The following is a 17,953-nucleotide window of genomic DNA, read 5'->3' as shown; positions in this document are numbered from 1 at the left end:
CGCTTTGCCGTGAGCAACACGCCTGCGGTCGCCAAGCGCAGCCTGATCGTCGGCTCGGTCATGCTGGCGACGCTGATGCAGGCGATCGACACCACGATCGCCAACGTGGCCCTGCCGGAAATGCAGGGCTCGCTGTCGGCGACGCAGGACCAAGCCGCGTGGGTGCTGACCTCCTACATCGTCGCCGCCGCGATCATGACGCCGGTCACCGGCTGGCTCGCCGGCGCGATGGGTCGCCGCCGCCTGCTGATCATGGCAGTGGCCGGCTTCACTGCCGCGTCGGTGCTGTGCGGCATCGCCACCGGCATCGGCGAGATGGTGTTCTTCCGCATCCTGCAGGGCGTGTTCGGCGCCGCGCTGGTGCCGATTTCGCAGTCGCTGCTGCTCGATGTCTTCCCGAAAGAAAAACACGGCGCCGCGATGGCGCTGTGGGGCATGGGCATCATGGTCGGTCCGATTCTCGGGCCGCCGCTCGGCGGCTGGCTGACCGAGTACTACAGCTGGCGCTGGGTGTTCCTGATCAATGTTCCAGTCGGCGCGCTCGCGCTGCTGGGCATCATGGCGAGCGTGCCGAAGGATCGCGCGGTCTCGCGTCCGCTGGATTGGACCGGACTGGTTCTGCTGGCGCTGGGTATCGGCGGCCTGCAGTTGTTCCTCGATCGCGGCCAGTCGCTGGACTGGTTCGGTTCGCTGGAAATCCAGATCGAAGCCGCGCTCGCGTTCCTGGGTCTGTACCTGTACGTCATGCACTGGCGCAGTCGCCAGCACAGCCTGCTCGATCTGGGCCTGTGGCGGAACAAGAATTTCGCGGTCGCGTGCCTGCTGATTTTCGTGATCGGCATCGTGCTGTTTTCCACGCTCGCGCTGCTGCCGCCGTACCTGAGCCAGCTCATGCACTATCCGGTCCTCGACATCGGTCTGCTGCTGGCGCCGCGTGGCATCGGCACCATGTTCGGCATGATGCTGGTCGGTCGCCTGATCGGCCGCGTCGATGCGCGCTGGCCGATCCTGGTGGGCATGCTGCTCACGGCGGGCTCGCTGTATTTCATGACGGCCTTCGGCCTGCAGGTCGCGCGTTTCGATGTCGTGTGGATCGGCGTGATGCAGGGCCTGGGCCTGGGCCTGGTGTTCGTGCCGATCTCCAGCGTCGCTTACGCCACGCTCGCGCCGGAAAAACGTACTGAGGCCGCGAGTCTTTTCAGTCTCGTGCGCAACATCGGATCGAGCGTGGGTATCTCGGCGGTGATGACGATCCTGGCGCGCTCGGCCCAGGTCAACCATGCCGAGATCGCTGCGCGCGTGCCGTCCTTTGGCGTCGAAACTTCGTTGCTTCCGGCCGCCTGGGACACGGCGACGGCGTCGGGCGTGATGGCGCTCAATGCCGAGATCAGCCGCCAGGCGGCCGTCATCGCCTACGTCAACGATTTCTGGCTGCTCATGGTGCTCACGCTCGCGGCCCTGCCGCTGGTGTGGCTGCTGAAGGTCGACGCGGCGGCGGGTCCCGCGCCGGCGCCGGTGCTGGACCACTGAGCGGCCCGGGCGTCGACATGCCGACGACATCGCCAGCGCTTAGACTCGGGCCCTCGGCGCCCCGCTTCCCGGTGGCGGGGTAGCGATATGCGCCATCCGGCACATGCGGTGGAAATCGAGGCAGGCAAAAATTACCGGTGGTGCGCCTGCGGCAAGAGCGCGCGGCAGCCTTATTGCGACGGGTCACATCGTGGTTCGGCCATCACTCCCCTGACATTCACCGCCGAGCGCAGCGAGATCGTTTGGCTGTGCGGCTGCAAGACCACCGCCCGGCCGCCGTTCTGCGACGGCAGCCACAAGGCAAGCAAGGAATCCGTCTGATGTCGATCGTTCGCGTCCTGTCCCTGATCCTCGTGTCCCTGTGTCTGGCCGCCTGCGGGAGCAAAACCGAGGGACGCGGCGGCGGCAATCCGCCGGCCGTCGTGACCACGACCGTGCTCGCGCCGAGTGCCTGGACCGACACGATCGATGCGCTCGGCACGGCCACGGCCCGCGAATCGGTCAGCCTCACCGCGAAGGTCAGCGAAACGGTGTCGCAGGTGCATTTCGACAGCGGCGACGAAGTCCGCGCCGGCGACGTGCTGGTGACCTTGTCTGATCGCGCCACGGTCGCCGGACTCAACGAAGCGGCGGCGGATTATCGCGAGGCGCAGACCCTGTTCGAGCGCCAGCAGGACCTGGCCAAACGCCAACTCATCGCCGCCAGCCAGTTCGATGCGCAGCGCGCGGTGCGCGATGCCGCCAAGGCCCGCCTGGACCAGGTGCGCTCGCAGGTGTCCGACCGCGTGATCAGTGCGCCGTTCGCCGGCGTGCTCGGTGTGCGCCAGGTCAGTCCCGGCTCGCTGGTGACGCCGGGCACGGTCATCGCCACGCTCGACGATGTCTCGCGCATCAAGCTCGATTTCTCCGTGCCCGAGCGCAGCCTCGCCGCACTTGCCAATGGCCAGACCGTGCACGCGCGCAGCGATGCGTATCCCGGCGAACAGTTCACCGGCACGATCACTTCGGTCGGCTCGCGCGTGGACGCGGTCACGCGCTCGCTCGCGGTGCGCGCCGAGTTCGACAATCCCGCGCACAAGCTGCGCCCGGGCATGCTGCTGGAAGTCAGCGTGCAGCGCGCTGCGCGCGACACCCTGCAAGTGCCGGAACTGTCGCTGCAGCAGGTCGGCCAGGAGGCGTTTCTGTTCCGTGTCGGCGCCGAAGACAAGGTCGAACAGGTGCCGGTGAAGATCGGCGCGCGTCGTCCGGGCTGGGTCGAAATTCTCGAGGGCGTGAAAGCCGGCGACCGCGTCGTCGTCGAAGGCACGGTCAAGCTCAAGGGTGGCAGCAAGATCGTCGAAGCGGGCGCCGCGGCGGCCGCCGATGGCAAACCGGCCGACACCACCGCCGACAAGCGCGGCGGCGCGTAAGCCATGCTGCTGTCCGATCTCTCGATCCGCCGCCCGGTCCTCGCGACGGTCATCAGCCTGCTGTTGATCGTGCTCGGCGCCTTCGCGTTCACGCAATTGCCGCTGCGCGAGCTGCCCGATATCGATCCGCCGGTGGTGTCGATCAATACGACCTACACCGGCGCCTCGGCCGCGGTCGTGGAAACACGCATCACCCAGATTCTGGAAGATGCGGTCAGCGGCATCGAAGGCGTCGACCTGCTGACCTCGAGCAGCCGCAACGGCCGCTCGAGCATCAATATCGAGTTCTCGGTCAACCGCGACATCGAAAGTGCGGCCAACGACGTGCGCGACGCGGTCAGCCGCGCGGCCGGCAATCTGCCCGACGATGTCGATCCGCCGCAGGTCGCCAAGGCCGATTCCGATTCCGACGTGATCCTGTGGACCAATCTCACCGGTCCCAAGCTCGACGTGCTCGCGTTGACCGACTACGCCGACCGCTATCTGGTCGATCGCCTGTCGAGCATCGACGGCGTCGCCCAGGTCAACCTCGGCGGTGGCCAATCGTATGCGATGCGCGTGTGGCCCAACGCCGCGGCGCTCGCGGCGCGTGGTCTGACCGTCGCCGACGTGCAGGCGGCGCTGCGTCGTGAAAACGTCGAACTTCCGGGCGGCACCGTCGAATCCACCGACCGCGACTTCACCGTGCGCGTCGAACGCGGCTTCACCTCGGCCGAACAGTTCGCGCAGCTACCGCTGTCGCGCGGCGCCGACGGCCATGTCGTACGCCTGGGCGAGGTTGCGCGCGTCGCGCTCGATTCCGCCGAACGCCGCAGCTATTTCCGCGGCAACGGCAAGCCGATGCTGGGCCTGGGCATCGTCAAGACCTCGACCTCCAACAGCCTGGAAGTCGCCCGCCTGGTCAAGGAAGAAATCGCACGCATCAATCCCACGTTGCCGCAGGGCATGACGATGGGCATCACCTACGACTCGACCGAATACATCGACGTCGCCGTCGACGAGGTCTACAAGACGCTGATCGAAGCGGTGATCCTGGTGCTCGCGGTGATCTGGCTGTTCCTGGGCAGCATGCGCGCCGCCGTGATTCCCGCCGTAACGGTGCCGGTGTGCGTGATCGCCGCCTTCATCGCGCTCTGGGCGTTCGGTTTCTCGATCAATCTGCTGACCCTGCTCGCCCTGGTGCTGTCGATCGGCCTGGTCGTCGACGATGCGATCGTCGTGCTGGAAAACGCGCAGCGTCGCGCCGATCTCGGCGAGCCGGTGCCGCTGGCGGCCCTGCGCGGCACGCGTCAGGTCGCATTCGCGGTCATCGCGACGACGGCGGTGCTGATCGCGGTGTTCGTGCCGATGGCGTTCCAGGAAGGCAATAACGGCCGCCTGTTCCGCGAGCTCGCCGTGGCGCTCGCCGGCGCGGTAGCGATCTCGGCTTTTGTGGCGCTGACGCTGACGCCAATGATGTGCTCGCTGTTGCTGCAGCCGCACGACCGCACGCAGACGACCGGTCTCAATGCCTGGGTCGATCGCCGGCTCGGTGCCTTGTCCGATGGCTATCGGCACCTGCTCGGTCGCCACGTCGGCAAGGGCTGGCTGTTCGGCGGCCTGATGCTCGGCGCCCTTGCGCTGAGCGCGGGCCTGTTCGAGATGACGCCGCGCGAACTCGCGCCGACCGAAGACCGCGGCGCGTTCTTCGTCATGGCCAACGGTCCCGAGGGCGGCGGCTACGACTACACCGTCAAACAGATGGCCCAGGTCGAAAACACGCTGATGAAGTACGAGGGCGGCGACAAGCCCGTGGTCATGATCAATTCGCGCGTGCCGGGCGGCTTCGGTGGTGGCGGCGAAATGCAGAACGGCCAGGCGATCGTCATCCTCAAGCACTGGAACGATCGCGCGCAGACCACCGGCGACGTCGTCGAGCAGGTCACGCGCGACCTGGCGAAAATTCCCGGCGTGCGCGCGATTCCGAACGTGCGCCAAGGCCTCGTGCGCGGCGGCGGTCAACCCTTGCAGCTCGTGCTGCAGGGTCCGGACTACGCCCAGCTCGTGGATTGGCGCGACCGTCTGCAGGCGCGCATGGAAGAGAATCCCGGCCTGTCGGGCGTGGATTCCGACTACAAGGAAACCCGGCCGCAGCTGCGCGTGGTCATCAATCGTGCGCGCGCCGCCGATCTGGGGGTCGCGGTCACCGATGTCGGCAACACCCTGCAGACGATGTTCGGTTCGTCGCGCGTGACCACCTTCGTCGACGAGGGCAAGGAATACGACGTGCTCGTGCAGGCCGATCGCGCCCAGCGCGAAAGCGTCGCCGACCTGGAGAATCTCTACGTGCGCGCGCGTGACAACCAGCTCGTGCCGCTGGCGAGCGTGGTCACCGTCACCGAAATCGCCGAGCCGGGCACGCTCAACCGTTTCAATCGCCTGCGTGCGATCACGATTTCCGCGCGCCTCGCGCCGGGTTACAGCTTGGGCGAGGCGATCGATTTCGCGCGCGAGGCCGCCGCCGAAGAACTGCCGGAAACCGCGCAGACCGATTTCGCCGGCCAGTCGCGCGAATACCTCGCGTCCGGCAGCGCGGCGCTGTTCACCTTCGGCATGGCCTTGCTGATCGTGTTCCTGGTGCTGGCGGCGCAGTTCGAGAGTTTCGTGCACCCGCTGGTGATCATGCTCACCGTGCCGCTGGCAGTGCTCGGCGCCTTGTTGGGCCTGAACCTGACCGGCAACAGCCTCAACCTGTTCAGCCAGATCGGCGTGGTCATGCTGGTCGGCCTGGCGGCGAAGAACGGCATCCTCATCGTCGAATTTGCGAACCAGCGCCGCAACGACGGCCTCGGCATCCGCGAGGCCATCCTCGATGCTGCGGCGACGCGTCTGCGCCCGATCCTGATGACCTCCGTGGCGACCGTGACCGGCGCCTTGCCCCTGGTGCTGTCGAGCGGTGCCGGCTCGGCCAGCCGCCAGGCGATCGGCGTGGTCGTGGTGTTCGGCGTGCTGCTATCGACCTTCCTGTCGCTGTTTGTGGTGCCGGCGTTCTACCTGCTGCTCGCGCGCTACACGCATGCGCCGGAAGAGCGCGCGCGCATGCTCGAGGGCCTGGAAGCCCGTGTCGCCTCCGTGGACGTCAGCCACGGCGGTTGACCGGGTTGGTTACACTGGCGGCCTCGGTGCCCCGGTCGTGGCGCAGGAAGTGACCCATGAGCGAACGCAAACCTCCCGGCGGCGAATCCCTTTATCGCGGTCCCGCCGGCAAACCCCGCGACAAGCGCGAACGCGAACGCGACCGGCAGGGCCGTGCACCCGCCGCCACCGCGCCCGCCGATCGTCGCCCGCCGCTGCGCGAGCGCGTCGAAGCCACCGCCGATGCCGCGCCGCGCGTGCCGCAGGAGCAACGCATCTACGGTCTCAACGCCTGCCTGGCGCTGTTCGCCCAGCGGCCCGAATCGCTGCGCAAGGTGTGGCTGCTCGAATCGCGCATTCCCAAGCTCAAGGCCGTGCTCGCGTACTGCGTGAAACAGCGCCTGGGCTACACGATCGTCGAGAACGAGGACCTGGAAAAACTTTCCGGCAGTGCGCACCACGAAGGCGTGGTGTTCGGTGCGATGCCGTCCGACGAACAGAACCTCTCCCACTGGCTGCGCGACCTGCCGAAAGGTCCGGCGATCGCGATCTGGCTGGATGGCGTCGGCAATCCGCACAATCTCGGCGCAATCCTGCGCAGCGCGGCGCATTTCGGCGTGTCGGCGCTGCTGTTGCCAAAGGATTCGACGCTGCATCTGTCCGGCGCCGCCGCACGCGTCGCCGAGGGCGGCGCGGAGGCCGTGCCGATGGTGCGTCTGGGCCGCAGCGACAATTCCCTCGCGCAACTGGCCTCGGCCGGGTTTGCCGTGGCCGCGACCGTCGTGCGTGGCGGTCAGTCGTTGTACGCGACGACGTTACCCGAGCGCCTCGTCCTGCTGATGGGCGCCGAACAGGCCGGCGTCGATCCTGCGCTTGCGCAGGCGAGTTCGTTCAAGCTCGCCATCCCCGGCAGCGGCGCCGTCGAAAGCCTCAACGTCGCGTCCGCGACCTCGGTCGTGCTCGGCGAGTGGTGGCGGCAGAACGTCGCCACCGCAAAAAAGTCGCCCTAAAAACCACATCCCCGCGCAATTCGCCCGCTCCCACAAAGGCAGCGGGATTCCTGGAATTATTCTTCGCCGGTCAGGGGCGGGGACTTGCCGAAGTCCACATCCGTTTCCGCCGAGAGATAGGCCATCACGGCATACGCCGCCGCCTGCTGGTCCATGGCCTTGGTGTCGATCTTGTCGAGCGTGTCGTTGGCGGTGTGGTGGTAGTCGAAATAGTCCGTGCCGTCCTGCGCCAGTTGCGCCCAGGGCATGCCCTTCCCGGCGAGCGGACCCACGTCCGGACCGGGACCGCCGCGGCCGGGCTCGTAGACGATGCCGAGCGGCGCGAGCATCTCGCCGATCTTCGCGATCACCGGCTGCGCTTCCGGCGCCGTGCCGGCACGGAATGCATACACGCGGCCCGCGCCGAAATCGCTTTCCGCGCCGACCTGGTGCGCATCGACTTGTGCGAGGTGCGCGTCGGCATAGGCGCGACCGCCGAACAGACCCTGTTCCTCGTTCGCGAACGCGATCACGCGGATCGTGCGTCGCGGCGCGCGATCGAGCCGGCCGATCATCGCTCCGGCCGACATCGTGATCGCCACGCCGGCGCCATCGTCGATCGCGCCCGTGCCCAGATCCCAGGAATCGAGATGGCCGCCGATCACGACGACTTCGTCGGGCTTGCTGCGACCGCGAATTTCGCCGATCACGTTGTACGAGGTCTTGGTGCCGTTCATGCCCGCGTCGATGTCCAGACGCAGCGTCACCGGCTTGCCGCGACGGAGCATGTTCGACAGCAGGTCGGCGTCGGGATTGGACAATGCGGCTGCGGGAATCTTGGTGACGCCCTCGGCATAACGCATCGTGCCGGTATGCGGCATGCGCGCGGAATCGGTGCCGATCGAACGCAGCAGGTAGCCGACCGCACCTTTCTTCGACGCTTCGCTCGCGCCGCCGCCGCGCGCGGACACCGCCGGGCCGTAGCCATGGCCGTCCTTGAATCGTTCCATGCGGTTGGAGATGTAGGCGATCTTGCCCTTGAGCGAGTCGGCGGGCGCGGCCTTGAGCGCTTCGAGATTCGCGAATTCGACGACTTCCGCTTCCAGTACCTTGCCGCCGGTGCCGACGCTGCCGCCGAGTGCGGTGATCAGCAAACGCTGCGGATACGGCGCAAGCACTTCGGCGCTTTCATGGCGACGCTCCCAGACCGGGAAGCTCACCGGCTCGAGATAGACGCGGTCGTAGCCGAGCGCCTTGAATTTCGCCTGGGCCCAGGCCACGGCGCGATCGTAGGCCGGGGTGCCGGCCATGCGCGGGCCAACCTCGGTGGTCAGCGATTCGACGATGGCGTAGGCGTCGGTGCCGCGTTCGTTGCCAGCGCGCAGCTGTTCGGCGTCGCGCAAGGCGCGGGCGTCGAAATCGGCAGCGCCCGCGGAGGCGGACAGGAGCACGGAAAGGGCGAAGACGAGCGGGCGGATCGTGGGCATCGGAATCTCCAAAAGAAGACGCCGGCTCAAGGCCGGCGTCGCGGTGCAGGATGCGAGCTTAGCCTTTCTTGAGCGCGTCGCGAATCTCGGTCAGCAGCTTGACCTCGTCGCTGGGTTCGGCCGGTGCGGGCGGCGCGGCTTCTTCCTTGCGCTTGAGTGCGTTCATGACCTTGATCGCCATGAAAATCGCGAAGGCGATGATCAGGAAGTCGATGATGCTCTGGAAAAACGCGCCGTATTTGACCAGCACGGCCGCCGCAGTTTCCTTGCCGTCCGGGCCGATCACCGCCGGCTGCAGCTGGTAGGCGAGGGCGGAGAAATTCACGCCGCCGAGCAGGTTGCCGATGACCGGCATGATCAGGTCGTTGACCAGGGAGCTGACGATTTTGCCGAATGCGCCGCCGATGATCACACCGACCGCCAGATCGACCACATTGCCGCGCATCGCGAACTCTTTGAATTCCGTCAGCATGCCCATGTCTGTCTCCCGTTGAATTGAACCGCCAAGTGCCACGACCGGAATGTACACCGGGACGCCAGCTCAGACGATACGGCCGGAGAACTCGGTCAGGCCGTCGACACCCGCGCGAAAACCGTCGCCGCGTTGCAGGGCGGCCACGCCTGCCGGCGTGCCCATGAAGATCAGGTCGCCGGCCTTGAGCGCGAACAGCTTCGACAGCTCGTGCACGATCTCGGCGACACCGAACACCATGTCCGACAGCGCGGCCTGCTGACGCGGCGCGCCGTTCACTTCCAGCCACAGGCGCTGCGTGTCGAGGCGGCCGGCCTGCGCGACCGGCACCAGTGCACTGGCCGGCGCGGAATGGTCGAAGCCCTTGGAGATATCCCAGGGCAGGCGTTTTTCCTTGGCCTGCGCCTGCAGGTCGCGGCGCGTGAGGTCCAGGCCGACGCCGTAGCCGAACACGAGGTCCAACGCGTCTTCGACCGGGACAACGCCGGCGGCGTCGCGGCCCAGAGCCACGATCAGTTCGACCTCGTGATGCAGGTCCGTCGTCGCGCTCGGATAGGGCACATCGCCGCCATCAGGCACCAGCGCATCGGCAGGCTTCATGAAGAACACCGGCGTGCCGCGCGGCGGCACCTCGGCGCCCATTTCCTTCGCATGCTCGGCGAAGTTGCGGCCCACGCAGTAGATGCGATGCACGGGAAAACGCGCGTCCTGGCCGGCGATGCGCAGGCTGGCGACGGGCGGAGGCGGCAGGGCGTAATCGGTCATGGCGTCTTTCCGGCGAAAGACGGCCAGTTTATCCGCGGGACGGGGCTCAGCGCAGGCTGAGCGTGGCTTCGTGCTTGTGGACGACCGAGTATTCGCCGTCGAGAGCACCTTCGGCGGCGGCCGGGACGATCACCGGCTGCGGACGGGTGAAACGGCGCACCGCGGCGAACAGCAGCATGCCCAGGCCGATGAACAGGCCAAACACCACCAGCAGGGCCAGCAGCGCGATACCGAGCAGGCCCAGGGCCAGGCGCAGCAGCGGATGCCGGGGTTTGCCGGGGCGGAACGAGAACAGGCGATGCATGAAGATCGGCATGAAGCTCATGGCAAACTGTCAGGGAGAGGGAGTATGGCGATGGCTCAAAATGAAAGTGTAAGCAGATCGTTAATGCGGCGATCCGAACTCCCCAATGACGACATCTCCCTGGTTGATGCAGTCATCGACGGCGAAAACGAGTCGATCATGCTCTATCGCAAGGACGATGCCGTGCACGCCTGGCTCAATGTCTGCCCCCATGCGGGGCGCCGGCTGGACTACGCGCCGGGCCGGTTCCTGCGCGACGAAGGGCGGCTGGTCTGCGCCGCGCACGGCGCCAGTTTCGACCTGGAATCGGGCGAATGCCTCGCCGGTCCCTGCCGAGGTGCGCATCTGCGCGCGGTGCCGCTGATCGTCGGTGACGCGGGCGAGCTCGCCTGGGCCGGCGAGCCCGACGACGTCACATCATCAGGTTGACCGTGAGCAGGGCGATCAGCAGATAGATCGCCGTCAGCGGCAGGCCCGTGCGCCACAGGTCGCGCGGCCGGTAGCCGGCCGGGCCGCTGATCATCGACATCACCGGATTGGAATGGCTGAGGAAGTTGTTGGTCGCCGACAGTGCGACCAGCAATGCGAACGCGGTCGGATTGCCGTCCGCCGCCAGGCCGACGTTGATCGCCATCGGCACCATGACCACGGTCGCGCCGACATTGCCGATGACCAGGCCGAACGCGGTCGTCAGCAGGCAGATCGCGAGCTGGAACACCCAGATCGGCATGTTCGGTCCCACGTGTTCGAGCACCTGCTGCGCGATCCAGTTGGCGGTGCCGGTCGAATCCATCGCCCAGCCCAAGGGCAACAGACAGGCGAGCAGGAACACCGACTTCCAGCTGATCGCGGCATAGGCCTCGTCCATGTTCAGCACGCCGGTGACGATCATCGCGGCGGCGCCGCCCATCAGCGCGATCGAAATCGGTACGAGCGTGCTCAGCGCCAGGCCCATCGACAGCACGAACAGGCCCAGCGCGAGCCACAGCTTGTGCGGGCGCTGTTCGACCTTGGGGTAGTCGGTGATCACGACGAAATCGCGGTTCTCGCCGCCCTGCGCCAGATCGGTCCAGATGCTGTGGAAGACCAGCATGTCGCCGGCGCGCAGCGGCATCTTGCGGATGTCCTGGCGATGGATCTTCTTGTCGCGGTTGACCGCCAGCAGGCTGATGCCGAAGCGCTTGCGCAGCTGCAGGTCGGCCTGGGTGTGGCCGATGAAACGCGAGGTCGGCGGAATCACCGCCTCGGAAATGCCGGCGCGATTGGGATCGAACAGATCGGCGAAATTGCGCAGACGCTGCGACAGTTTCAGCTGCCGCGAGCCGGCGTATTCCGCGACGACCTCGCGCTTGCCCATCACGCCGATCACGCTGCCGACCCAGATCATCTGGTCCGCCGACGGCGACAGGCGCGCATCGGCGCCGGTCATCAGCGCGAGAAACAGCGGCGCGCCGATTTCCGCCTCGGCCTCGCCGACCGACAGACCGACCAGCGGGCTGTCGGCGCCGACGGTGAGTTCGAATACTTCGCCTTCGATGCCATAGGCCTGCGCGAAATAGCTTTCGGTGCGGCCGGGCGTGACGTTCTTGTCTTCGGCGCCCGCGAGTTTCTTGCGGCCCACCGTGCGGAAATACACCAGGCCGGCACCAAGCAGCAGCAGACCGATCGGCAGCGGCCGGAACATCGGCAGCGGCGTCATCGTCGCCGCGCCCGAGGGCAGGTTGCGGTTGGCCGAGATCAGCAGGTCGTTGAGCATGATCATCGGTGAGTTGCCGACCATCGTCAGCGCATCGCCCATGATGATCGCGGCCGCGACCGGGATCAGCAGGCGCGGCAGCAGGATGCCGGTGCGGCCCGCGAGCCGCGACACCACCGGCAGGAACAGCGAAGTCACCGACGGGTTCTGCATGAAGCCCGACATCAGGCCGGCGACCGCCGAGGTGATCATGATCAGGCGTTCTTCCATGCCCTTGGACCGTCGCAGCAGCCAGCCGGCGAGGCGATTGAGCGCGCCGGTGCGGTCCAGGCCCGCGCCAAGGATCATCGTGGCGATGATCGAGATCGCCGCGTTGCCGGAAAACCCGGTGAACAGCTGCGAGACCGGCACCAGGCCGGTGAAGCCCAGGATGACCAGCACGACGAGCGCGGTGGCATCGGAGCGGATGCGTTCGAACATGAACATCGACACCGTGAACACCACCAGCCCGAGCACCAGCATCATGTCGTGCGTGAGGGTGAGGTCGGTGCCCATCGTGTCGTTGTCGTCTCAGCGCCGGGAGTAGATCAGGTCCCAGACTCCGTGACCGAGCTTCAGGCCGCGGGTCTCGAAATGGGTCTGGCGCCGCCAGTCGGGGCGCGGCATCGCGCCTCGCGGACCGGCGAGGTTTTGCAACAGCGGTTCGGCATCGAGTACGTCCCACATGTGTTCGGCATAGTTTTCCCAATCCGTCGCCAGGTGCAGGCGACCGCCGGACTTGAGCTTGGCGCACAGCAGGGCGGTGAACTCGGCATTGATCAGGCGGCGCTTGTGATGGCGCTTCTTGTGCCAGGGATCGGGAAAATAGATACGCACTTCGTCCAGCGAGCCGTCGGCGACCTCGTCCTTGAGGACTTCCACCGCGTCGTGCTGGTACAGGCGCACGTTGCGCGCGTTCAGCGCCGCCAGGCCGTTGAGGCAGCGGCCGACCCCCGGGCCATGCACTTCGATGGCGATGAGATCGCGCTGCGGCTCATGCTCGGCGGCGAACAACACCTGCTCGCCATTGCCGAAACCGATTTCGAGGATGCGTTCGGCCTGGCGACCGAACAGCGCATCGAAGTCGCGCGGCTGGCCGGAATAATCCACGCCATAGGTCGGCCAATGCTCGACGAACGCGCGCTTCTGCGCATCGGTGACCCGACCCTGGCGCAACACGAAACTGCGGATCGCGCGCTGGCGCAGCGAGGCAGTGTCGTTCGGGCCGGGAGCGTGTTCGCTCATCTCAGAAAAACAGTCCGTCGATCGGCGAGGAGGCGTTGGCGTTGCGCTTGCGCGGAATGCGGCCGGCGCGGAACGCGTCGCGGCCCGCTTCGATCGCCTTGCGCATCGCGTGCGCCATGAGGATCGGATCGCGCGCACCCGCGATCGCAGTGTTCATCAGCACGCCGTCGCAGCCGAGCTCCATCGCGATCGCCGCATCGGACGCGGTGCCGACGCCGGCGTCGACGAGAATCGGCACCTTGGCGTTCTCGATGATCTCCAGCAGGTTCCAGCGGTTCTGCACACCCAGGCCCGAGCCGATCGGCGCGGCCAGCGGCATCACCGCGACGCAGCCCATTTCTTCGAGGCGGCGGGCGACGATCGGATCGTCGGAGGTGTAGACCATGACCTGGAATCCGTCGCGGACCAGGATCTCGGCAGCGGCCAGCGTCTGCACCACATCCGGAAACAGGGTCTTGGGATCGCCGAGCACTTCGAGCTTCACCAGCGCGTGACCGTCAAGCAGCTCGCGTGCGAGCTGGCAGGTGCGCACGGCGTCGTCGGCGGTGTAGCAGCCGGCGGTATTGGGCAGCAGCGTGTAGCGGTCGGGCGGCAGGACGTCGAGCAGGTTGGGCTCGTTCGGGTTCTGGCCCAGATTCATGCGTCGCAGGGCGACGGTGACGATTTCGGCGCCGGCGGCTTCGGTGGCCAGGCGGGTCTGCTCGAAATCAGTGAACTTGCCGGTGCCGGTCAACAGGCGGGAACGATAGGACTTGCCCGCGATGATCAGCGGGTCGTCGTAGGAGGGGGCTGCGCTCATGCCGTGATTATGGCGCGAATGCCCCGGCCTGATAACCCTTTGCGCGTGCGGAATTGCCTGCGGGCTAGCCGCCGCCGATGGCCTGGATGATCTCGACGCGGTCGCCCTCGACGAGCACCTGTTCGCCATGGCGGCTCTTGGGCACGACTTCGCGATTGACTTCGACCGCGACGCGACGCGTGCCGTAACCCAGGTGCACGAGCATGGCGGCGACGGTGGCGGCCTCGGGCAATTCGCGGCTCTCGCCGTTGAGTTGGATGTTCATGCGCTCAGTTTATTGCGTTGCGACCTCCGGAGGCGAGGGTCATAATCCGGGCCGTCCGCGGGTGTAGCTCAATGGTAGAGCTGTTGCTTCCCAAGCAACTGACGAGGGTTCGATTCCCTTCACCCGCTCCATTCCTCCGACGGCTCGCGCCGTCCGGCCTTCACCCGCGGAGATGCCTGGTGTCCAGAGAGCGCATCGTCCTCGGCTGGCGGGAGTGGTTGTCGCTGCCGGAACTGGGCATCGTCGGCATCCGCGCCAAGATCGACACCGGCGCGCGCAGCTCGGCCCTGCATGTCGAGGACCAGGAATGCTTCGCGCGCGACGGCGTCGAGTTCGTGCGCTTCAGCGTCGACCTCGACGGCTCCGGCGCACGCACGCACCAGGCCGAAGCCCGGGTCAGCGACCGGCGCATGGTCACCGACTCCGGCGGCCATCGCGGCGAACGGATCTTCATCCGCACCCGCCTGCGCCTGGACGAGCACCGTCACTGGCCGGTCGAAATCAACCTGACACAACGCCGCAACATGCTCTTCCCCATGCTGCTGGGCCGGACCGCCTTGCGCGGACGCTGCCTGGTGGAACCCGCGCGCTCGTTCCTGCTCGGCGCGTCATCCGGACCCGGGCCGACCTCATGAAAATCGCGATTCTTTCCCGCAACGCCAAGCTCTATTCGACCCAGCGCCTAGTGCAGGCTGCGCGCGAACGCGGCCACACCGTGCGCGTGCTCGATCCCCTGCGCTGCTATCTGAAAATCGCGCCGGGCCAGTTCCAGCTGAACTACAAGGGCAAGCGCCTGACCGGCATCGACGCGGTCATTCCGCGCATCGGCGCCTCGATCACGCGTTATGGCACGGCGGTGCTGCGCCAGTTCGAGTTGATGGGCGTGTTCACGCCCAACAGCTCCGACGCGATCCTGCGTGCGCGCGACAAATTGCGCTGTCACCAGCTGCTCGCGGGCGAGGGCATCGGCCTGCCGACGACAGTGTTCGGCGACAATCCCGACGACACCGGCGACCTGCTGTCGCTGCTGGGCAAGCCGCCGCACGTGATCAAGCTCAATGAAGGCTCGCAGGGCGCCGGCGTGATCCTCGCCGAACGCCTGTCGGCCTCGCGCAGCGTCATCGAGGCGTTGCGCGGTCTGTACGCGAATTTCCTCGTGCAGGAATTCATCGCCGAAGCCGACGGCGCCGACATCCGCTGCTTCGTGGTCGGCGACGAGGTCGTCGCAGCGATGCGCCGCCAGGCCGAGCCGGGCGAGTTCCGCTCCAACCTGCATCGCGGCGGGCATGCGAGCAAGATCCGCCTGAGCGCCGCCGAGCGTGAGACCGCCCTGCTGGCCGCGCGCGTCGTCGGCCTGGAAGTGGCCGGCGTCGACCTGCTGCGCTCGAAGAAGGGACCCCTGGTCCTGGAGGTCAATTCCTCGCCCGGACTGGAGGGAATCGAGGGGGTCAGCCGGGCCGACGTGGCCGGGGCCATCATCGACCATGTGGTCTCCCGGGCCGCTCCGGCCCGCCGCCGGTCGGGTGGGACCCCCCGCGGGCGGTCCCGGGGCAAAAAATAACCAAAGACTCGCACCGATTTAACGGATTTTTAATCTCGCGGCCCCTAGGCTGGTTGGGCCATAAGCCAACGGTCCTCCTCGTGGATCCAGCGGATTACGGCAATCGGGGCATCGCAAACTTTGGACCCGGGCAAGGCGTCTCCCCAATGGCGCCTTCCCGGGTCATTTTTGTCTGACGCCCGACGATCGGTGGCTTGATCGACGCTGCGTGCGCGACCGCGCCCGGAACCTGCCGTGCTCTGGCAGAATCAAAACCGATCACTTCTGGAGTTCCTGCCCCCCATGCGCATCCTCGTTGTCGAAGACAACCGCGACATCGCCGCCAACCTCGGCGACTATCTCGAAGACCGTGGCCACACCGTGGACTACGCCGCCGACGGCATCACTGGCCTGCACCTGGCGGTGGTCAACGACTTCGACGCGATCGTGCTCGACCTCAACCTGCCCGGCATGGATGGCCTGGAGGTCTGCCGCAAGCTGCGCGCCGAAGGCCGCAAGCAGACGCCGGTGCTGATGCTGACCGCGCGCGACTCGCTCGATCACAAGCTCGCCGGTTTCGATTCCGGCGCCGACGACTATCTGGTCAAGCCCTTCGCCCTGCAGGAAGTCGAAGCGCGTCTGGCCGTGCTCGCCCGCCGCGGCAAGGCCGCGCAGCCGCGCGTGCTGGTCGTCGCCGATCTCGAATACAACCTCGACACGCTCGAGGTACATCGCGGCGGCAAGCTGCTGCAGCTCAACCCGACCGCGCTGAAGATCCTGCAGTCGCTGATGGAAGCCTCGCCGGCCGTGGTGCCGCGCCTGGATCTGGAAACCCGCGTCTGGGGCGAAGAACTGCCCGATTCCGACAGCCTGCGCGTGCACATCCACGGCCTGCGTGCGGCGGTCGACAAGCCCTTCGACAAGGCGCTGATCCAGACGCGCCACGGCATCGGCTATCGGATCGCTGATCCCGAAGCGAGCTGAGACGCATGCTTTACCGGCGCCGGCTGCGCAGTCGAATCATCGTTTCGTTCCTGCTGCTCGGTTTCGGGCTGACGGCGATGTTCGCGTTCGCGACCATCGCCCTGCGCGCGCGGCTGGAAGGCTCGCTGGTCGAGTCGTGGCTGCAGAGCGAGGCCAACAACTTCGTGCAGTTCAAGCGCGCGAATCCGCAGCCGGAAGCCAACTTCACCTTTTCGCGGCAGATCGAGGCCTCGGCTTACCGGCCCGATCGCCCGAGCATTCCGTTCGCGTGGAAGGACCTGCAGACGGGCGTGTACGACCTGGAGGAATACGATGCTGCCGGTCGCCTGCGCAAGTACAAGCTCGCCGTCGAACGCCAGCCCGACATCGTCGGCTACCTGCGCTACGACTACACCCAGGAAGCGCTGACCCAGCAGCAGATGCTGATCACGCTCGGCGTGGCGGTGTTCCTGTTCACCGGCCTGGCCTGGCTGATCGGCCTGTGGTCGTCCTCGCGCGTGATCAGTCCGCTGACCGATCTCGCGCGGCGCGTCGGCGATCTGTCCGGACGCGACCAGCCCGAATCGCTCGCGCCGCATTTCCCCGACGACGAAGTCGGCGAGCTCGCGTCGGCGCTGGACGACTACGCCGAACGCATGACCGCGCTGGTCAAGCGCGATCGCGAATTCAATTCCGACGTGAGCCATGAACTGCGCACGCCGCTCGCGGTGATCCGCGGCGCGGTCGAATTGCTCATGGGCAATCCCGACTTACCCGACAAGACCCGGCAGCGCCTGCAGCGCATCGATCGCGCCGCGCTGCAATGCACCGACCTGACCACGGCCCTGCTGATGCTCTCGCGCAACGAGCGCGGCAACGGCCACACCGACATGCATAAGCTGTGCCTGGCGCTGGCCGAGGCCAACCGCGCCCAGCTCGGCGTCAAGCCGGTGACCATCGTGGTGGAAGGGTCGAACGACGTGTTCGTCAACGCGCCCGAAGCGGTGCTGTCGGTCGCGATCGGCAATCTGCTCGGCAATGCCTGCAAGTACACCGCCGAGGGCGAGGTGCGCCTCATCGTCGAGAGCGATCGCGTGCGCATCGAGGACACGGGCCCGGGTCTGAGCGCGGAGGATGCGGTGCGCCTGTTCGAGCGCGGTTACCGCGGTTCGGGCGCGGGTGGTACGACCGGCGGCGGCATCGGCCTGTCGATCGTGCGTCGTCTGTGCGAGTTGTACGGCTGGGGCGTGAGCATCGCGCCGCGGGCCGAACGCGGCGCCGAGGCGGTGTTGATTTTCGCTTGATTGAGGTGGGTCGCCAGCTTGCTGGCGACCGC

The 17,953-nt window shown here is 66.9% G+C and carries 18 protein-coding genes and 1 tRNA gene; 11 read left to right on the top strand and 8 right to left on the bottom strand.

Annotation, left to right across the window (positions count from 1 at the left end; genetic code table 11):
* Positions 1 to 9: 9 nt before the first annotated feature.
* The 5 genes from G467_RS0103960 to G467_RS15310 all read left to right on the top strand — a co-directional run bounded on the left by G467_RS0103960 (position 10) and on the right by G467_RS15310 (position 7,063).
* Positions 10 to 1,530 (top strand): DHA2 family efflux MFS transporter permease subunit, encoded by a 1,521-nt coding sequence (locus G467_RS0103960; protein ID WP_022968434.1) that lies wholly within the window; start codon positions 10 to 12, stop codon positions 1,528 to 1,530.
* Between the two features lie 87 nt (positions 1,531 to 1,617).
* The gene (locus G467_RS0103955) at positions 1,618 to 1,851 is read left to right on the top strand and encodes a CDGSH iron-sulfur domain-containing protein (RefSeq protein ID WP_022968433.1); all 234 of its coding nucleotides are present in this window, start codon (positions 1,618 to 1,620) and stop codon (positions 1,849 to 1,851) included.
* Positions 1,851 to 2,939, top strand: a complete 1,089-nt coding sequence (locus G467_RS0103950) for an efflux RND transporter periplasmic adaptor subunit (protein WP_022968432.1) — start codon at positions 1,851 to 1,853, stop codon at positions 2,937 to 2,939. The genes G467_RS0103955 and G467_RS0103950 overlap by 1 nt, the downstream gene beginning before the upstream one ends.
* Before the next feature lie 3 nt (positions 2,940 to 2,942).
* Complete coding sequence (locus G467_RS0103945; RefSeq protein WP_022968431.1) at positions 2,943 to 6,074, top strand: efflux RND transporter permease subunit; 3,132 nt, start codon at positions 2,943 to 2,945, stop codon at positions 6,072 to 6,074.
* A gap of 56 nt (positions 6,075 to 6,130) precedes the next feature.
* Positions 6,131 to 7,063, top strand: a complete 933-nt coding sequence (locus G467_RS15310; protein ID WP_022968430.1) for a TrmH family RNA methyltransferase — start codon at positions 6,131 to 6,133, stop codon at positions 7,061 to 7,063.
* A gap of 56 nt (positions 7,064 to 7,119) precedes the next feature.
* On the opposite strand, the gene G467_RS0103935 is transcribed toward G467_RS15310, so the two are convergent.
* The 4 genes from G467_RS0103935 to G467_RS15305 form a co-directional block, all read right to left on the bottom strand.
* Positions 7,120 to 8,520: a M28 family peptidase gene (locus G467_RS0103935; protein ID WP_033397327.1), complete on the bottom strand. Its 1,401-nt coding sequence runs from the start codon at positions 8,518 to 8,520 to the stop codon at positions 7,120 to 7,122.
* A 67-nt stretch (positions 8,521 to 8,587) separates the two neighbouring features.
* Positions 8,588 to 9,007 (bottom strand): large-conductance mechanosensitive channel protein MscL, encoded by a 420-nt coding sequence (mscL, locus tag G467_RS0103930; protein WP_022968428.1) that lies wholly within the window; start codon positions 9,005 to 9,007, stop codon positions 8,588 to 8,590.
* A 63-nt stretch (positions 9,008 to 9,070) separates the two neighbouring features.
* Positions 9,071 to 9,766 carry a fumarylacetoacetate hydrolase family protein gene (locus G467_RS0103925; RefSeq protein WP_022968427.1) on the bottom strand — a complete coding sequence of 232 codons (696 nt, stop codon included), beginning with the start codon at positions 9,764 to 9,766 and terminating at the stop codon, positions 9,071 to 9,073.
* 46 nt (positions 9,767 to 9,812) lie between these two features.
* A complete protein-coding gene (locus tag G467_RS15305; RefSeq protein ID WP_022968426.1) occupies positions 9,813 to 10,091 on the bottom strand; it encodes a hypothetical protein in 279 nt (92 codons plus the stop codon).
* A gap of 63 nt (positions 10,092 to 10,154) precedes the next feature.
* Here G467_RS15305 and G467_RS15300 point away from each other — a divergent pair, with 63 nt between their 5' ends.
* Positions 10,155 to 10,499: a Rieske (2Fe-2S) protein gene (locus G467_RS15300; RefSeq protein WP_022968425.1), complete on the top strand. Its 345-nt coding sequence runs from the start codon at positions 10,155 to 10,157 to the stop codon at positions 10,497 to 10,499.
* On the opposite strand, the gene G467_RS0103910 is transcribed toward G467_RS15300, so the two are convergent.
* The 4 genes from G467_RS0103910 to thiS form a co-directional block, all read right to left on the bottom strand.
* Complete coding sequence (locus G467_RS0103910) at positions 10,483 to 12,321, bottom strand: SLC13 family permease (protein WP_022968424.1); 1,839 nt, start codon at positions 12,319 to 12,321, stop codon at positions 10,483 to 10,485. The genes G467_RS15300 and G467_RS0103910 overlap by 17 nt on opposite strands.
* Before the next feature lie 15 nt (positions 12,322 to 12,336).
* Complete coding sequence (trmB, locus tag G467_RS0103905; protein ID WP_022968423.1) at positions 12,337 to 13,050, bottom strand: tRNA (guanosine(46)-N7)-methyltransferase TrmB; 714 nt, start codon at positions 13,048 to 13,050, stop codon at positions 12,337 to 12,339.
* Between the two features lies 1 nt (position 13,051).
* Entirely contained in the window at positions 13,052 to 13,849 is a 798-nt protein-coding gene (locus G467_RS0103900; RefSeq protein ID WP_022968422.1) for a thiazole synthase, read from the bottom strand.
* A 64-nt stretch (positions 13,850 to 13,913) separates the two neighbouring features.
* Positions 13,914 to 14,114, bottom strand: coding sequence for a sulfur carrier protein ThiS (thiS, locus tag G467_RS0103895; protein WP_022968421.1), 201 nt, complete (start codon positions 14,112 to 14,114; stop codon positions 13,914 to 13,916).
* Positions 14,115 to 14,171: 57 nt separating this feature from the next.
* Here thiS and G467_RS0103890 point away from each other — a divergent pair.
* From G467_RS0103890 to G467_RS0103870, 5 genes are all read left to right on the top strand, one after another.
* Positions 14,172 to 14,245: transfer RNA gene (locus G467_RS0103890), tRNA-Gly, on the top strand.
* Between the two features lie 48 nt (positions 14,246 to 14,293).
* Positions 14,294 to 14,749 (top strand): putative ATP-dependent zinc protease, encoded by a 456-nt coding sequence (locus G467_RS0103885; protein WP_022968420.1) that lies wholly within the window; start codon positions 14,294 to 14,296, stop codon positions 14,747 to 14,749.
* Entirely contained in the window at positions 14,746 to 15,675 is a 930-nt protein-coding gene (gene rimK, locus G467_RS15295; RefSeq protein ID WP_022968419.1) for a 30S ribosomal protein S6--L-glutamate ligase, read from the top strand. The genes G467_RS0103885 and rimK overlap by 4 nt, the downstream gene beginning before the upstream one ends.
* Positions 15,676 to 15,957: 282 nt before the next feature.
* On the top strand, positions 15,958 to 16,638 hold the full coding sequence (locus G467_RS0103875; RefSeq protein WP_022968418.1) for a response regulator transcription factor: 681 nt from the start codon (positions 15,958 to 15,960) through the stop codon (positions 16,636 to 16,638).
* Positions 16,639 to 16,643: 5 nt separating this feature from the next.
* Entirely contained in the window at positions 16,644 to 17,921 is a 1,278-nt protein-coding gene (locus G467_RS0103870; protein ID WP_022968417.1) for a sensor histidine kinase, read from the top strand.
* The last annotated feature ends 32 nt before the right edge of the window (positions 17,922 to 17,953 follow it).

Source organism: Arenimonas oryziterrae DSM 21050 = YC6267, from assembly GCF_000420545.1.
GTDB lineage: Bacteria > Pseudomonadota > Gammaproteobacteria > Xanthomonadales > Xanthomonadaceae > Arenimonas > Arenimonas oryziterrae.
This window is presented reverse-complemented; position numbering and strand designations above follow the sequence as displayed.

Coding starts and splice junctions, on each gene's coding strand:
- G467_RS15305 (WP_022968426.1), bottom strand. CDS start 10,091: ATGAGCTTCATGCCGATCTTCATGCATCGCCTGTTCTCGTTCCGCCCC.
- G467_RS0103875 (WP_022968418.1), top strand. CDS start 15,958: ATGCGCATCCTCGTTGTCGAAGACAACCGCGACATCGCCGCCAACCTC.
- G467_RS0103955 (WP_022968433.1), top strand. CDS start 1,618: ATGCGCCATCCGGCACATGCGGTGGAAATCGAGGCAGGCAAAAATTAC.
- G467_RS0103950 (WP_022968432.1), top strand. CDS start 1,851: ATGTCGATCGTTCGCGTCCTGTCCCTGATCCTCGTGTCCCTGTGTCTG.
- mscL (WP_022968428.1), bottom strand. CDS start 9,007: ATGGGCATGCTGACGGAATTCAAAGAGTTCGCGATGCGCGGCAATGTG.
- G467_RS0103910 (WP_022968424.1), bottom strand. CDS start 12,321: ATGGGCACCGACCTCACCCTCACGCACGACATGATGCTGGTGCTCGGG.
- G467_RS0103870 (WP_022968417.1), top strand. CDS start 16,644: ATGCTTTACCGGCGCCGGCTGCGCAGTCGAATCATCGTTTCGTTCCTG.
- G467_RS15310 (WP_022968430.1), top strand. CDS start 6,131: ATGAGCGAACGCAAACCTCCCGGCGGCGAATCCCTTTATCGCGGTCCC.
- G467_RS15300 (WP_022968425.1), top strand. CDS start 10,155: ATGCGGCGATCCGAACTCCCCAATGACGACATCTCCCTGGTTGATGCA.
- G467_RS0103925 (WP_022968427.1), bottom strand. CDS start 9,766: ATGACCGATTACGCCCTGCCGCCTCCGCCCGTCGCCAGCCTGCGCATC.
- G467_RS0103945 (WP_022968431.1), top strand. CDS start 2,943: ATGCTGCTGTCCGATCTCTCGATCCGCCGCCCGGTCCTCGCGACGGTC.
- thiS (WP_022968421.1), bottom strand. CDS start 14,114: ATGAACATCCAACTCAACGGCGAGAGCCGCGAATTGCCCGAGGCCGCC.
- rimK (WP_022968419.1), top strand. CDS start 14,746: ATGAAAATCGCGATTCTTTCCCGCAACGCCAAGCTCTATTCGACCCAG.
- trmB (WP_022968423.1), bottom strand. CDS start 13,050: ATGAGCGAACACGCTCCCGGCCCGAACGACACTGCCTCGCTGCGCCAG.
- G467_RS0103900 (WP_022968422.1), bottom strand. CDS start 13,849: ATGAGCGCAGCCCCCTCCTACGACGACCCGCTGATCATCGCGGGCAAG.